Annotated in this window: 9 protein-coding genes; 7 read left to right on the top strand and 2 right to left on the bottom strand. The window is 47.9% G+C overall.

What is annotated here, in order from left to right; translation table 11 throughout:
• Positions 1-26 precede the first annotated feature (26 nt).
• The 3 genes from ICL07_RS09120 (at position 27) to ICL07_RS09110 (ending at position 5,635) form a co-directional block, all read left to right on the top strand.
• Positions 27-3,422, top strand: coding sequence for a SusC/RagA family TonB-linked outer membrane protein (locus tag ICL07_RS09120; protein ID WP_246484993.1), 3,396 nt, complete (start codon positions 27-29; stop codon positions 3,420-3,422).
• 14 nt (positions 3,423-3,436) lie between these two features.
• The gene (locus ICL07_RS09115) at positions 3,437-5,035 is read left to right on the top strand and encodes a RagB/SusD family nutrient uptake outer membrane protein (RefSeq protein ID WP_188087599.1); all 1,599 of its coding nucleotides are present in this window, start codon (positions 3,437-3,439) and stop codon (positions 5,033-5,035) included.
• Between the two features lie 114 nt (positions 5,036-5,149).
• The gene (locus ICL07_RS09110; RefSeq protein WP_188087598.1) at positions 5,150-5,635 is read left to right on the top strand and encodes an anthrone oxygenase family protein; all 486 of its coding nucleotides are present in this window, start codon (positions 5,150-5,152) and stop codon (positions 5,633-5,635) included.
• A gap of 77 nt (positions 5,636-5,712) precedes the next feature.
• Here ICL07_RS09110 and ICL07_RS09105 read toward each other — a convergent pair whose 3' ends face one another.
• On the bottom strand, positions 5,713-6,819 hold the full coding sequence (locus ICL07_RS09105; protein WP_188087597.1) for a TIGR03118 family protein: 1,107 nt from the start codon (positions 6,817-6,819) through the stop codon (positions 5,713-5,715).
• Between the two features lie 246 nt (positions 6,820-7,065).
• Here ICL07_RS09105 and ICL07_RS09100 point away from each other — a divergent pair, with 246 nt between their 5' ends.
• The 3 genes from ICL07_RS09100 to ICL07_RS09090 all read left to right on the top strand — a co-directional run bounded on the left by ICL07_RS09100 (position 7,066) and on the right by ICL07_RS09090 (position 11,413).
• Positions 7,066-8,034, top strand: coding sequence for a dimethylarginine dimethylaminohydrolase family protein (locus tag ICL07_RS09100; protein ID WP_188087596.1), 969 nt, complete (start codon positions 7,066-7,068; stop codon positions 8,032-8,034).
• A 199-nt stretch (positions 8,035-8,233) separates the two neighbouring features.
• Positions 8,234-10,321 (top strand): tetratricopeptide repeat-containing sensor histidine kinase, encoded by a 2,088-nt coding sequence (locus tag ICL07_RS09095; RefSeq protein WP_188087595.1) that lies wholly within the window; start codon positions 8,234-8,236, stop codon positions 10,319-10,321.
• Positions 10,322-10,399: 78 nt separating this feature from the next.
• On the top strand, positions 10,400-11,413 hold the full coding sequence (locus ICL07_RS09090) for an endo alpha-1,4 polygalactosaminidase (RefSeq protein WP_188087594.1): 1,014 nt from the start codon (positions 10,400-10,402) through the stop codon (positions 11,411-11,413).
• Positions 11,414-11,456: 43 nt separating this feature from the next.
• Here ICL07_RS09090 and ICL07_RS09085 read toward each other — a convergent pair whose 3' ends face one another.
• The gene (locus tag ICL07_RS09085) at positions 11,457-13,193 is read right to left on the bottom strand and encodes a hypothetical protein (protein WP_188087593.1); all 1,737 of its coding nucleotides are present in this window, start codon (positions 13,191-13,193) and stop codon (positions 11,457-11,459) included.
• Between the two features lie 315 nt (positions 13,194-13,508).
• On the opposite strand from ICL07_RS09085, the gene ICL07_RS09080 reads away from it, so the two are divergent.
• Positions 13,509-15,875: a mechanosensitive ion channel family protein gene (locus ICL07_RS09080; protein ID WP_188087592.1), complete on the top strand. Its 2,367-nt coding sequence runs from the start codon at positions 13,509-13,511 to the stop codon at positions 15,873-15,875.
• Positions 15,876-15,953: the final 78 nt, after the last annotated feature.

The raw sequence follows: 15,953 nt of genomic DNA, 5'->3' as shown, positions 1-15,953 counted from the left end.
GCTACAACACTCCGAAAAACAACTTTATGATGAAAACGAAATCTACAGTCTCGAACCATCGGGTTCGCAGCGGCGGGTTTGCCTTGTCTGGCATGAAACGCTTCCTGTTGCTGGGCTGCTGCCTGCTCCCTGCTGCCATGGGGTTTGCGCAGCAAAACAGCCTGACGGAAAAGGTAAAACTGGACATGTCCAACGCTTCTTTGTCACAGGTGCTAAAAGCATTAAGCAACCAAAGCAGCTTTACTTTTAATTATGTGAAACAGGATTTTGATAAGATCATGATCCACGATTTCAAAGCTAACAACATTACCCTGAATGAAGCCCTGCACCTGCTTCAAAACCAGTCCGGCATTGAATACAGTGTGAATGATAAAGCCATTCTGTTACGAAAAGCACAACCACAGCAGGATGCACCGGCAGCCGGTAAACAAGTGGTTACCCGCCACATCACCGGCCGGGTAACAACGGAGAACAATGAACCTATTCCCGGTGTCACCGTATGGGTGAAAGGCACGAAAAACAGGGCCGTTACCGATGGGGAAGGACGTTATTCCCTGACCATCGATACTGAAAATCCTGTTATCAGCTTTAGTTATGTAGGTTATCAAACCACCGAACTTACACCTGGCAGCAGCAATACGCTCAACCTGGTGATGAAAAACGGGAACACCGCACTGGATGAAGTAGTGGTGATCGGTTATGGTACCGCTAAAAAGAGTGACCTCTCCGCCGCGGTGGCAACAGTGCCCGACATGAAACAGATCAAGGAACGCCCTGTGATGGACGTAGCTAATATGATACAGGGTAAAGTGCCTGGTATCACAGTAGTGAGCAATGGTGGTCATACCAGCGATGCCAACAATGTGGTGATCCGTGGAGTAGGTTCCCGTGGTAAGGAAAGTGTATTGTATGTAGTAGACGGTGTACCCAACGCACCTTTTAACCCGGCAGATGTGGAGTCTATTACAGTATTAAAGGATGCGGCTTCTGCTGCTATCTATGGTGCTTTCTCCGGTGCAGCCGGCGTTATCCTCGTTACTACCCGCCAGGCTTCCAAAGGTCTGCCGCAGGTGCAATACACCAGCTTTGTAGGCGCTAAACAGGCATGGCGTACATTACAATCGCTGCGCGCAGAAGATGAGGCTAAAGTATCCAACCTGGCTTATGCCAACGCAGGACGGCCACCACTGCCAGGATGGGATGCTACCCTCAATCCAAACGACCAGGTTACCCGTACCGACTGGATGAAGGAAATATTCCGTACCGGCATGATACAACGTCACAACATCAGCGTAAACGCCGGTACCGACAAATTCTCTACCCTCTTCCAGGCACGCTATGAAGATGAACAAGGAACATTACTGAATACCTACAACAAGAATATTTCTCTCCGCTTCAATGCCAACTACGAAATATCGAAAAAAGTTAAATTACGGCAGGACATCTTCTGGAACAACAATAATAACCGCGATGCGGAAACTGCCAGCGGTTATACCGGCGTAATCCTCTCTGCTATCTATATGCCCCGTGCTGCTACGCCTTATTATGCTGACGGTTCCTTCGGCGGCGTAGGTCCGGTTGATTCCAAATACCTGGGTATCCATGGCGATGCCGTAAACCCGGTAGCTACCCTGCTGCGTAACCAGCCTTATAATAAAAAGAGTGATATCCAGTCGGTGACAGAACTGACCGTTTCCAATATCGCTCCCGGCCTCAGTTTTATTTCCCGTTTCTCTTACCGCCAGATAGATACGCTCTATAAAAATTTCGAGCCCAGAAGACTGGAACCCGGTAAAACCAATGCCCAAAACAAATTGTCTTATTCCACTACAAGAGACTATAACTGGTTATGGGAAAATACACTGAACTATAACAAAATCATCAAACGGCACAATATCGGCGCTATGCTGTCCCTGACAGGACAAGAAGCCGGTGACCGTAACTTTGGTATCGCCGCGAGAGGTTTTGAAAGTGAAGCTGATTGGGCCCGTTTTATGCCACTGGCTTCTATCTATGATCAGGACCTCCCGACCGACCGTGAGTGGAAAGACAGAAACGTTTCTTATGTGGGCAGGGTTTCCTATAGCTGGTCCGATCGTTATTTTGTAACCGGTAGCTACCGTTATGATATTGCCGGCAGGCTCCCTTCCGGTAACCGCGGAAGAGCTTTCCCCGGTGTTACCGGCGCCTGGAAAATCAGTTCAGAGCCGTTTTTCAACGTACCTGCTGTTGACCTGCTGAAAGTAAGAGCCAGCTGGGGCCGTATCGGTAACATGAATTCCGTTGCCATTGGCTATGGCCGCCCTGTGCTGCAGCTGGGTAAAAACTACCAGATCGGTGGCAACGGCCCGCTCACCAACGCATGGTCTGTTAATCAACTGTATAACCCCAACCTGTCCTGGGAAACATCCCAGCAAACAGACATCGGTATCGATATCGCCCTGCTGAAACAACGCCTGACTATCACCGCCGACTATTTCGATAAACTTACCTATGACCTGATCAAACAACAGGATACCTACTGGCCCAATACAATGGGTATGGAAGCCCCTTACATCAACCAGGGTAAAATCGGTAACAAAGGTTTTGAACTGGCTGTCAGCTGGCAGGACAAAATCGGTGAGGTGGGCTATAGCCTGAGTGGTAACATGGCAACGCTTAAAAACCGCGTGGTATATATTGATGATAACCCTAACCCTTTCTGGTCCCATGGTGATAACTGGAGAACAGTGCTGAGACCTTATCGTTCTACAGTAGGACAGCCGTATTATTCCTATTGGCTGATAAAATCTGCCGGTATTTTCCAGTCAGATGCGGAAGCCAACGCCTACCAGAAAGATGGACATAAGATCCAGCCTGATGCAAAAGCCGGTGACCTGAAATTCATTGATGAGAATGGTGATGGTAAAATTGATGATGCGGACCGTGTATATATGGGCAATGCTTTTCCTAAACTGACCTATGGTTTTACAGCCAGCTTTACCTGGAAGAACTTTGACCTGAGCCTGTTCCTGCAAGGTGTTGGTGGCGTGAAACTGTTCAACGCTTTCAAACAATCTACCCTGAACGGTGCAGAACAGGGATACAATCGCTGGGATAAAATCCTGGATGCATGGTCTCCGGAAAATACCGGTTCCAACATTCCCCGTATATCTGCGAAAGATGCAAACAATAACTTCCAGACAGCTTCTGACTGGTATCTTGAAAACGGTAACTATCTGCGCCTGAAAAACCTGCTGATAGGTTATACTTTCGGTAAAATGCGCTGGAACAATGGTTTGCGTGTATACTTCAGCGGTGACAACCTGCTCACTTTCACCAAATATACCGGTATGGACCCTGAAGTAGGAGGTATCGGTCTGGATGGCGGACAGTTCCCTGTTTCCCGTACCTATTCTATCGGCCTTAATGTTAAATTCTGATCAAACTGACTATCATGAAAAAGAAATATTTCTATATACCAGCACTGATGGCGATGATGGCCGGTTGGAGCGGCTGCTCGCAAAACTGGGTGGATGTTGAACCTACCGGTGCGCCGAGTATTGACAACTTCTGGAAAAGCGACAACGACCTGCGTAAGGGTAGCGCTGCGCTTTACACCACCATGAAAGATGAAGAAACCTGGGGCCGCGACCTGTTCTGGGTGCAGGATGCCAGCGATGATCTGATCGTAGGCCGTGCCAAGGCAGATGGTGAAAACATCAAAAACTTCATCCCCAGCGGACGGGAAGGTTACCTGACAGAAGGCTGGAAACGTCTGTATGCCATGATCAACACGGCTAACCAGGTGCTTGAAAATGCGCCGAAGGCGGTGAACGTATCCGAAGACCTCCGGAAAAAATCCCTGGGAGAAGCCTATTTTATGCGCGGTTTCGCACATTTCTGGCTGGCTTACATGTATGGACACAAAGATCAGGGCGTACCGTTTGACGGCCCGGAAAACCCGGAATATGGCAAACGTATTGCACCCCAATTGCCTTCGGTGACTGACAACTACGCAAAAATCATCAGTGATTTGCAGAAAGCAGCCGACCTGCTGCCGTTCTTCGAAAGTTACGAGGACAAGGACAGAGGCCGCGCACACAAAGTGGCTTGCTGGGGATATATGGTAAAAGCATATGCTTACTGGGCGCAATTCGATAAGTCCAAATGGCAGGCCATACCTGACCTGTGCGATAAGATCCGCACAGAGGGCCATCGGGCGCTGATTTCCGGTAAACCTACTTCCCGCGAAAACTACCAGGCTGTTTTCACTGTCGCCAACAACTGGTCATCTGAATATATCTGGTCTGTAGTATCCAGCACACAGGGTGGATCTGAATTTCCCGGTGTGATACTGGAAAACAAAGGTTGGGGCAAGTTCAACGGCTGGGGCTATTTCCAGCCTACTGAAGAGCTGTATGATGAGTATGAAGCCAACGACCCGCGCAGGGAAGTAACCATTCTGAAATTCGGTGATCCGTTTTTGTATATCGGTCAGAAAATGTTGTACTGGTCTACCAACAGCCTCTCCGGTTTCCAGATCAATAAATACATGGAGCCTTATGGCTACGGTTCCAACGGTGATATGGCCAGCAATATCTTTGTGAATCCCAGTCCCGATTATCCTACTACGGCACTGAACCTGCCGCTGATGCGTTATGCAGAAATACTGTTGTTTAAAGCGGAAGCGCTGATTCAGCTGGGACGTAATGGTGAAGCGGCTGCTCCGCTCAACGAGATCAGGGCGCGTGTAGGGCTTACACCGGTGAGCAATCCTACCATGGACGATCTGAAACATGAGCGCCGTGTGGAACTGGCCTGCGAATGGACCGATCGTTTCCATGATCTGAAAAGATGGGGTGATTATGCGAAGATCAATGCACCGTTGCATGGCCGCATTCACGCGGATCGTCAGAATCCTGCTTCTCCCTATACCATACAGGAGGTTTGGCCTGCACGTAACTTTAACCCGACCAAACACATGGCATGGCCTATCAGTCCGGATGAGATTGCCCGCACCAACGGTCAGTACAAACAAACACCGGGTTGGTAATAACCTGATCATCTTCCAAAAACAAAACAAGCGAGCGGAATTTTCCATACCGGAAAATTCCGCTCGCTGTTTTTCGCAGGTTAGCTATCTTTAGGTTCAACCTGATCTGTTACTATGCTATTGTTTTTATTAGTGATCACCGGACTTACTTCCGCCTTGATGGCAGGGCTCTTCTACGCTTACTCCTGCTCTGTCAACCCCGGCCTGGGGCGGCTGTCCGATGCGGCTTACCTGGCGGCGATGCAATCTATCAACAGGGCTATTCTGAATCCTGTTTTTTTCATTGGATTTATAGGTCCTGTGTGCTTGCTTCCGATCAGCACCTGGTTGGTGTTCCGGCAGGATATGCAGCCTGCGGGATGGTTACTGCTGGCAGCTACCATCACCTACCTCATCGGCGTTTTCGGCGTAACCGGAGCGGGTAATGTACCCTTGAACAATGTGCTGGATAAGATATCCCTGCAGGATGACCCTGCAGCGCTGGCAGCACATCGCAGCCGTTTTGAACAGCCATGGAACCGCCTCAATACCATCCGGACGATCGCAGCCATTGCCACAGCAACACTGGTCATCATCGCCTGCCTGCATTTCACACACTAATAAACCTCATCTTCGCTGATAGCTTCGCTCATATCTCCGCTAATCAGCGAAATCAGTAATAATCATGCTCATCACAGTTACCGTTTCAGATAGCCGAACAATCCATGTGACTCCTCTTTCGGGCCGGCTGTAAAGAACAGTTGTCCGGGTGCGGAGGGCACATTGCTTTCCAGGCCCCATAAGCCGTCGATGATCACCGGGCCAGGGCCGGTGTTTTTCTGTAATTGTCCCAGGAAAGTACCTCTCATGTTATAGGCATTGATATGCCCGTCGCCGAAGTTGCCGATCAGGATGACATCGTCGTCTTCGTTACCGCTGCAGCCTGGTGTAATGCCCCAGGGAGAATTGAGCGTGCCCTGTGTAGCAAATCTGCGGATGAGGGTGCCATTGGGTTTGTAGATGTCTACATAACCGTTGCCGGGGCCGGCCTGGTCGTCATGCCGGTCAGGTTTCTGTTTGGCGTAGGTAACAAAGAGTACTCCGTCGATGTTTCTGATATTAAACGGAGCGAAGCCGGCCGGAATATCCGGATCGCGGAATGGTTTGGAGCTGATATAATGGTAAGCGGTATCAAATACATCGATCGTACCGTTGTGGAAATTGGTTGCATAAATGTAATTTTTGCCGCTGTCACTGGCCAGGGCAATGCCTTTGTATACGGCGTTAAAGGCAGAGCGGTCAGCCTTTATCACAGCAGAGTCGCCGGAAGTCCAGGACAGGATCGTACCATCTTCAGTAGCGAAAAGGAAACGGGCGCCGTTGAAACTGGTAGTGTTGTTGAAAACAACGCCGGTAGGTGCGCCGGCGCCTTTACCGGAGGGTGAAGGGATAAAGACAGGGCTTCGCTGGGGCATACCGCCTTTATCGTAAACAACGCTGGAGCCGTCGCCATTGGAGGATAACCAGAAGATGCCGGTTGAGCCAACAGCAATGCCCCAGGCATTTATCAGATGAGGATCAATACGGGTGGCGTTGAAACCAGCAGTATCGGCTACCAGGTTAGTTTGTTTGTATTTGCCGGAGACACAGTCACAATCGCCACATCCGGGATGATGATCATTTTTCCGGCAGCTGGTAATGGTCAATAAAAAGCTGATCACCGTCACGGCCATGCCGGCATGTAGAATTTTTTGACATATCCGGGCGAATTTTATCGCCGGCGGGGTTTTAAATACTGTTTTCATCGGAAACGTTTTAGATGATGAAACAATTGTCAGATAGGGGCTTCTTCCGTTCGGAGCGGTCATTCATACGGGGTATTATGCATACAATTTTTGGGGGCAATATTGTCGGAAGGTGAGATGAATAAATAAGGATTAAACGATAGGAAATGTTGCATGAAATGTTAAAAAAAAATAATAAGGTACTGCACGGTTGAAAAACGTTTTTATTTGATGTCTTCGCTATATTGATGATTAAAACGGTAACATATGATCTTTGTTGAAAGTGAATTTGCACCGCTGCGTACGGTGGTACTGGCCGAGTCTGAATTCGGTATGCCCAGGTATCCCAGGGAAGAAGATGTGAAATTTCTGACACCGGAAGCGCGGGCGGAACTGTATACAAAAACAGGGATGGACTACGGTGACGCCTATCCGGAGAGCCAGCAGGCATGGATAAAGGAACGGGAAGCATTTAAAACAGTACTGCTGAAATATGGGGTGGAGGTGCTACGTCCGCGCCGTCTCACTGATGCTGAAAAGAAGGCCGGCGGCGATGAGGGCTATGCTAATTTTTTTTCCCGTGATCCGTTTTTCACCGTGGGTAACCTGGTCATAGAAAGCGCTATGCGTTTATTGCATCGTCGCCAGGAAGTATTGCCGGTGAGAGATATTATACTGGAACGGGTGTACCCGGCCGATTGTGTCTATGTCGCCTCGCCGCGTCCGGAAGTGGCGGCGGCAGATGATCTTACATTGGGCCCCGGCCCTTTTATAGAAGGCGGGGATGTGCTGGTGCTGGGCAAACATATTTTTGTAGGAAGCTCCGGACTGGCCTCTAATCCACTCGGTGCGCGGTGGCTGGAAAAACTGCTTCACCCTTACGGTTATACGTTGGAGATAGTACGGCTGCAACCGGATATACTGCACCTGGATTGCGCCCTGGGACTGATTAAAGAAGGACTGATGGTGGTATGTGAGGCGGCGTTTAAAGACGGTATCCCGGAAAGACTGCGCTCCTGGGACCGTATCAACGTGACGTACGAAGAAACGACCAACCTGGCTACGAACGGACTGCCACTCAGTCCGGAAGTATATGTGACGGACCCGGTTTTCCGGCATATCGGTGATCAGGTGGCCGGCCATGGCATCACGGTAGAATATGTGGATTTTCGCATTACCCGCAGCTTAGGAGGTTCCTTCCGTTGCAGCACACAACCTTTACTACGTAAAAGCTAAAATGAAGGGTGCTTCTGTAAAGCGATTGCTCGGATGCGTACGCTAAATGATGTATTCGATGATGCGGTTTTTTCCTGGTTGAAATGCCCGGAAAACCGCACTTTTTGCAATTATGAATATAGTATATTTGGCGGTGAATGTTCGGTGAACTGACCATCTTTAGATGAGGATGTCGTTTGTAGTAAAATAATTCTATTGAATGCAATTTTTATCCGTGTATCCCAAACAGATATTGTGTTGGTTGATCCCATTATTGTTTATTATGCTGCTGGCCTGCAACCGCTCAGGGAACAATAATGCGGACCATCCGGCGTTCTTTCAGCCTGTCTTTCAAAAAGTAGATCTCCTGGGTCCGGGCCAGATGCCTGTCGCCATCCGCATACTCGACTCCGTATATGTCCGTTTCCCCAATCCCGGTCCCATGGACCTGACCTGGAAATACCGTTACCTGTTGGACTACTACTGGACAAAACAAAAGGACCATATCCGGGGAAGACTATATGCAGACAGCATCCTGCGTGTATTGTCCGGGAAAACCAACCGGCCCGGATACGCTGTAGAATACGGTAAAGCCTTGATGTATCTCGGGGAGATATATAGTGAGGAAGGCAAACTGGATAATGCCCTTTCCTTATACTATGAAGGCAGAACGTTTATAGCCGAGGCGAAAGATACCTGTGCGCGGGGAGAATACAGCGCCCGGCTGGCCATGGTGTATTACCGGCAAGGCAAGTACAAACTGGCTATACCTCATTTTAAAGATGCCTTCAGCGCAATGGGCAACTGCACGGAAAATGCCTTCTATCGCTTTTGTTATCAACAGGCAGAACTTGATAATATAGCCCTGGCATTTGACCGGATGGATCAGATGGACAGCGCCCTGTTTTACTACGACAGTGCGCTGCGATACATTCAGCTTCGTAAAACACCGTTCCTGAAAATACGTAACCACGCTACTTTTTCGCTGGCGGCGGAAGCGGTCGTATTAGGGAACAAAGGCAGTCTGCTGTTGCGAAAAGGAGATACCGTTACCGGTGAGAAATTGTTGCAAAGGAGCATTGACATCAACATACAACCCGGTACAGAACCAAGAGACGCACAGCTGAACATGGGTAAACTGATTAAACTGCAACTGGCACAAAAAAGATTTCCGGAAGCGCAGGCAGGGTTACAAAGAATGAGAAACGCGATAGATTCCCTGCCGGACAATTCGTCGGAGCTATCCTGGAATGAGCTGCAGGCACAATACCACGAGGCTACCGGTAAGCCCGGTGAAGCGCTGGTGTTCCTGAAACATTATCAGCAAATGAAGGACTCACTGGCACGGCTAAACGATCCATTCCGCGCCCTGGATGTGAATACACAATTTAATTACCTCTCCGGCGAAATGGAGCTGGACCTCCTGAAAAAACAGAATGAAGTCAAAAACTTCTACCTCAACGTGATGTTGATTTTTTCTATCCTGGTAATTATTATCGGCGTCCTCATCTGGCACAACTGGAATCGTTCCAAAAAACAAGGTGAGAAGCTGGAAAGTCTCAACCGGGTGATCTCCCGCCAAAATAAACACCTGGAGAACGGATTACGGATACTCGAACAAAGTCAACAGGATAATACCCGTATACTCAAAGTAGTGGCACATGACCTGCGCAACCCTGTAGGCAACATGATATCCATGGCCGACTTCCTGCTGCATTATGGTAATATCACCGATCCGCAGAATAAGGAAGCATTGGGAATGATCCAGCAATCCGGCCAACTGGCACTGGACCTGATCAGCAACCTGCTGTACATGAATTTACGCGGCGATATCAGAAAGGAAGAGGTGGAAGTGGATGTAGCCCTGCGATATTGTGTGGACCTGGTAAAGACAAAAGTAGCCGAGAAAAAACAACAGATTATTGTCAACCTTTTTCATACTTCTATATGGGCGAGCCGCGAAAAAATATGGCGCGTATTTTCCAATCTCATTACCAACGCGGTTAAATTCAGTCCGGTGGGCGGGATGGTGGAGGTATCCATGGAACTTACAGATGCCGTTGTCAGGATCACTGTCCGCGATAATGGTATCGGTATCCCGGATGCGCTAAAAGGAAACATCTTCAACCTGTCGCAGGATGTAAAACGCCGGGGTACTATGGGCGAGGAGTCTTTCGGTTTCGGACTGGCCATCTCCAAACAGATTGTGGATGCCCACGGCGGTAAAATATGGTTTGAAAGTGAAGAAGGTAAAGGCACGGAGTTTATCGTGGAACTGGAAAAATATAATGAGGCCAATCACCGGTAACGAAAATTTCATGCGCCGGAACAGAGGGTTTTTGTTTTTTAGCCGTTATATATCCGGAAAACCTAAAACCCTTTGACCATGCGTAGCTCACGTAGCACCCTCACCTTTGCCATGATCGGCCTGTTAAGCCTCACCGCTTGCAGCAAAAAGGAAACATCCGCCATTGATACCGGCGACAAAAAAACACCTAAACCCGGAACGGAACTAATCAACTACCGGCAGGAACTGCGCAATTTTATCCAGGATATCAGCGCCTGGGCACGAACGCGCAAACCTGGTTTTATTGTAGTGGCACAAAATAGTTCGGAACTGCTGACGACCACCGGCAACCCCGCTGCTCCCATCGTAACGGAGTACATCAAAGCGCTGGACGGTGTAGGCCGGGAAGAGTTATACTATGGGTACGATAACAATGATAACGTGCCTACACCCGCTGCCAATACCAGGGAATGGTTGAGCCTTTGCAAACGCGCTGCGGAAAACCACCTGACGGTCATGACCACTGATTATTGCAAGACACCGGCCTATGTCGCTGCATCTTATCAAAAAAATGAAGCCAATGGCTTTATCTCTTTCGCTACGGCCAGCCGCCAGCTGAAAACGATACCGGCAGGAGCGCCGTATCACGAAAATGCCAACGACATCAACACCCTGGCAGATGCCAGAAATTTCCTTTATCAGATCAACGTCTCCAGCGATCAGTACATCAATAACCTGAAGGCTACCAATTATGATGTACTCATCATAGATGCGTTCCCGGATACGGATGGCACTACCTGGACAAAAGATCAGATCAACGCGCTCAAAAAGAAAAAAAATGGAGGCAAACGCCTGGTACTCGCTTACATGAGTATAGGGCAGGCAGAAGATTACCGCTGGTACTGGAATCCCGACTGGCTGAACAATCCGCCGGCCTGGTTCGGTAAACTGGACCCTAAATGGGAAGGTAATTACAATGTCCGTTACTGGATGCCGGAATGGAAGGCATTTATTTATGGTAACGCCGACTCCTACACGCAGAAAATCCTTAATGCAGGATTCGACGGCACTTATCTTGATCCGGTAGATGCATCGGAATACTGGGAGAACTAAAAAGAAAACAGCCCTGATAACGGAAGTCGTCAGGGCTGTTTTTTTATTTTACCGTCACCCTGGCAACGGCGATTTTTGTTTTACCGAATACCCGGTCTGTTCTGCCTACCATATACATATCGTTTCCTACAATAGCGCCCAGTCGCGGCATAGCGGTCGGAATGTCAGTATTGGAGAAAAATACCTTCCTGGTCACTTTACCGGAAGCGGCATCAATATCTACCAGGTAACAATCGGATTTACCATACCGGCTAATACCTTTTGCTTTTTGGCCGGCCTGCGTCACCGTGGCATTTTTGGAATGATCGTTAAACATCAGTTGAATGGAGCCGTCCGTCTGGATAGCGCCAAATCCGGAGTAAAAAGGCCTGTTTCCGGCAAAGAAATAATCGGTGGTGTAGGAAAAGCCTGTAGAGGAGGAGTGCGTACCCCCTTGCAGTATTTCGCGCTGATTTTTGGGTAATATCTGCAACCAGCCGATATTGCCGGAAGCATCGATCTTACACATCATCAGATCGCCTGACAGATAGGTGGAATAGGTGGTGGATTGCCACTTGGCTGGAGAGCCGTTGACACCCGGGCTGTAGCTCTGGGTAGTGGTTACATACTGGCGGTATTGTTCGGCCAGAATAACAAGGCCGTTGTCGGGGGTGTAAAAGATTTTACGAAACTGCATATACCTGGAAAAACCTTCTCCTTCATCTTTCATCTTTTCCAGCTCTGCTCTCATTTTTCGTTCTTCCTTGCTCTCATCTTTATCATTGGTATCGTCGTTGTCCGTCTTACCCTGGTCGTCTGATAAAAGCGAGTTGTTAATCGGTTTGTCGCTGGTAGAGATCACTTTACCATCGTTTACATTAATGCGTTGTACCAGCAGTCCATCGATTGTTCTGCCTTTTTTCTCATTACTGTAGAAGGCGGCCAGCACCAGGTCTTTGTTTTTCTCCTGTACCAGTTTGGTGCTGGAGAGCCATTTCCCGTTGATGCCGGTATTGATCTCTGCCTGTTGTTTTCCTTTTTCGTCGTAGATGCGGATATTGTAGTTGGTAAAATCGAGGAATTTTTCCTTTTTCTTTTTACCTTCTTCATACTCAAACATACGTCCTACGAGTACTACTTTGCGATCGGTAGTGTACAGTACGTCTTCCAGCTGATACTTTTTACGTTCAAACCCATTCCGGATGATTAATGGTTTGGTGGTGGTTTTAAGATTCTTATCGAGCTCCTGGATTTTGTACTCATTTTTTTCAGCGCCTTCAATGCTGCTGACAATGAGCATTCTCGTACTGTCGGCGTTGTAGTCAATTTTAAAATCGATATCGTCTTTTTTTTCTTTCTGCTGGAAGATGGCAACCTCTCTCCATTCCCCGGTGAGTTCCCCGGTTTTTTTATTCACGCCGGAGGCATACAGGGAAAGAGTTCTGTCCCGTTTGCTGTAGTCGGAGGAAAACAGGAACAACTTATCCTGGATAGCAAAGAATTGTACGAATTCTTTTCCTCTCAGTTCCTTGTTAAAATCATTGCGGTAAACTTCGTTTAGATTTTTATCCACCTTTACAAGGGAGGCGGATTCTCTGAAAGTGGCGCCCACTAAAAAGTATGCTTTCAACGCCATGTGACTCTCTTCCAGATAGGCCCCGTCGTTGTCGGCGGCGATCACCTGCAGGTCGGTGCTGCCTTTGCGGAGTTTGAATTCTTCACCCCATTGGATGGATGTTTTTTGGGCATGGGCTACAGTGCCTGAAATTGCCAGGCATAGGAACAAATAAACACGTTTCATGAAACTGTTTTTGGTATAAGGATTGAACACAATTGTCTGATAAATGTATGATTTTAAAAGAATATGCGAAGTCGTAAAATTTTTTGAACCGGGTGTAGCAAGTTTGATACTTGCTTTGTCGATCCTGACGCAAAAAAGATAGTGCCATCAATAAAAATACCTATAAGGGGATAAGATCGTATACAATTGAAAAAATATCTTTATATTTATACCGCTTTTTGATTGATCCCCATAACCCGTCACCACTTTAAATGCTTATTTAACTTTCCTGTCGGCGCATAAGCTGCTGAATGGAACCTTATTTTCTACATACTCATGGTCATATCAACCACAAAAAGGACAACCGTATTACTCGTTTTCCTGTGCTGGATTATTTTTGGGGGAAACGCGGTGAACGCACAACCGGCGAAAGACTCCGTGGCCGCCACCACCGTACCCGGCCCTGTAAAACTGAGCGCCGACAGCCTGCTGATACGAATGGAGGAACTGCACAACACCCTGAACCGTATCAACGACATCACCTCGCGGGGATTCGATACACGGGAGATGGGGGAAGAGCTCCCGGAAATAAAGTCCAATCTGCAAACTATTGAAGATAACCTCAGGCTGTACAATAAAGTGCTCAATATCCGCAACCTGCAGATGTTTCGTGTATTGCTGGCCGATATGCGTGAACACCTGGAGGACTGGCGCTCCCGGCTGTTCGACTACAATAAGGAACTCGTGCGTATGAATGCGGAAATGATGGCCTTCACCAAAGATTCTTTTGTCAAACAAATCAAGGCAGATACTACTTTCCGGAAATTTTACCTGCCGGAGTTAAAAGAACTGAAAGGTAAATGGGATGAAGCTAAAAAAGCTACCACACAACATTTGGATAAGATCGCCGTATTGCAGGCAGGTATCTCCGGCAGTTATTTTAAGGCGATAGAACTGGAGAATAAAGTCAACGAACAACTGCGGGTTTTTAGCATCAAGTCGCTCAGTAAAGAATATAACTACCTGTGGGACGATAAAATCCGGACTGATTCCACCGCTGCAACACTGACGCAGCAGTCATCCAAATCCTTCGAAGGACTGGGCAGAATATTGGATTATTATACGCGTAACCATTCCAGTACCTGGTTATGGGTGTTCCTGATAGGACTGGTATTTTTCTTCCGGGTAAATAAACAATTCAAAAGAATCAACAATGCCGGCAAAAAAGAATTGCTGCAACCGCCCTACATAAAGTACCTGCGGGCATTGCCTGTTTTAACTACGCTGGTGATCATGTTTAATATCGCCTCGTTCTTCGACCTGAACGCGCCGGCGGCTTACCTGGATTCGTTGCAGTCTTTTTTATTGTTTTTATTAACCATCCTGTTCTGGCGCAAGTGGGAACGCCGGATGTTCGTTTATTGGATCGCTATCGTGGTTTTGTATATGCTGACGATGGGAACGGCGGCAGTAGTGGTACCGGATGTACGTGTACGCATATGGATGCTGGTACTGAATGTTTTGTCCGTCGTAACCGGTGGGTTTATTTATTTCCGTATTTACAAGAACCTATCTGCCGGAAGGTTAGTGAGGATCGTGTCTATGATCTTCATAGTATTGAATGTACTGGCGGCATTGTTCAACTTGTTTGGCCGTTTAAGTATAGCCCAGGTGTACAGTACGGCTGCGATTGCGGGGTTGTTGCAGATCATTGGTCTCACGGTGTTGATACAGATCATAGAGGAAGCCTTTTACCTCCAGATGCAGGCCAGTCGTATAGCAGGTGGTATTACCGCCAGGTTTGATTTTGAAAAGGTACGCGCCGGGTTGCACAAAATCCTGGTAGCACTGGTGGTATTGTTATGGCTGATGGTGTTTACCACCAATCTGAATTTATATAACGACTTATATACCGGTATCAGCAATTTAATCACTAAACCCCGGAATATTGGTAACACCTCTTTTACACTGGGTAATATCGGGTTGTTCTTCGTAATCCTGTTAATATCCAATCTTTTCCAGAAGTATATCGGTTATTTTTTTGGAGAGACAGATGATGAACTGATAGGTGAGGTAAAAGAGAAAAGCACCCGCTTGCTGTTGTTGCGCCTGTTGGTGCTGATCGCCGGTTTCCTGATAGCCATCGCGGCTTCCGGTTTGCCGATGGACAAGATCACCGTTGTACTCGGCGCCCTGGGTGTAGGTATTGGTTTAGGGTTACAGAATATTGTGAATAACCTCGTGTCTGGTGTGATCCTCATCTTTGAGCGCCCCCTGAAAATCGGCGACTTTGTGGAAGTAGCCGGACAGAAAGGGCGGGTAAAAGATATTGGTATCCGGTCCAGCAGAATGGTGACGACAGACGGGGCGGAAGTGACCGTCCCTAACGGCGACCTGTTATCTTCCAAACTGATTAACTGGACACTCAGCAACAATCATATCCGAACAGAACTATTATTCACCATTGCACCCTCCACAGCGTTGCCGCTGGCTAAAACAATTATCCTGGAAGAGGTGTCCGGTTCAGATGCCATTATCGGCAAAGTAGCGCCTGAATTATTGGTGAAGAGTATGAATGATAACAACGTGGTGCTGAAGCTACTGGTATGGATTCAGAACGTACACCACGAGGAGGCGTTTAAGAGCCGTATGATACAACAGATTTATCAACGGTTAAAAGAGAATGAAATCACGATGTCGTAGCGGAAGAGTGCCTGAATACATTTCATAAAACCACGGTTGGATTAACCGTAAGCAACTTGTGCCGGCTTATTAAGATGA

It is taken from the genome of Chitinophaga qingshengii (assembly GCF_014529935.1).
GTDB classification, from domain to species: domain Bacteria; phylum Bacteroidota; class Bacteroidia; order Chitinophagales; family Chitinophagaceae; genus Chitinophaga; species Chitinophaga qingshengii.
Note: the sequence above shows the minus strand (reverse complement) of the source record. Positions and strands in the feature narration are given on the sequence as shown.

Coding starts and splice junctions, on each gene's coding strand:
- ICL07_RS09120 (WP_246484993.1), top strand. CDS start 27: ATGATGAAAACGAAATCTACAGTCTCGAACCATCGGGTTCGCAGCGGC.
- ICL07_RS09115 (WP_188087599.1), top strand. CDS start 3,437: ATGAAAAAGAAATATTTCTATATACCAGCACTGATGGCGATGATGGCC.
- ICL07_RS09110 (WP_188087598.1), top strand. CDS start 5,150: ATGCTATTGTTTTTATTAGTGATCACCGGACTTACTTCCGCCTTGATG.
- ICL07_RS09105 (WP_188087597.1), bottom strand. CDS start 6,819: ATGAAAACAGTATTTAAAACCCCGCCGGCGATAAAATTCGCCCGGATA.
- ICL07_RS09100 (WP_188087596.1), top strand. CDS start 7,066: ATGATCTTTGTTGAAAGTGAATTTGCACCGCTGCGTACGGTGGTACTG.
- ICL07_RS09095 (WP_188087595.1), top strand. CDS start 8,234: ATGCAATTTTTATCCGTGTATCCCAAACAGATATTGTGTTGGTTGATC.
- ICL07_RS09090 (WP_188087594.1), top strand. CDS start 10,400: ATGCGTAGCTCACGTAGCACCCTCACCTTTGCCATGATCGGCCTGTTA.
- ICL07_RS09085 (WP_188087593.1), bottom strand. CDS start 13,193: ATGAAACGTGTTTATTTGTTCCTATGCCTGGCAATTTCAGGCACTGTA.
- ICL07_RS09080 (WP_188087592.1), top strand. CDS start 13,509: ATGGTCATATCAACCACAAAAAGGACAACCGTATTACTCGTTTTCCTG.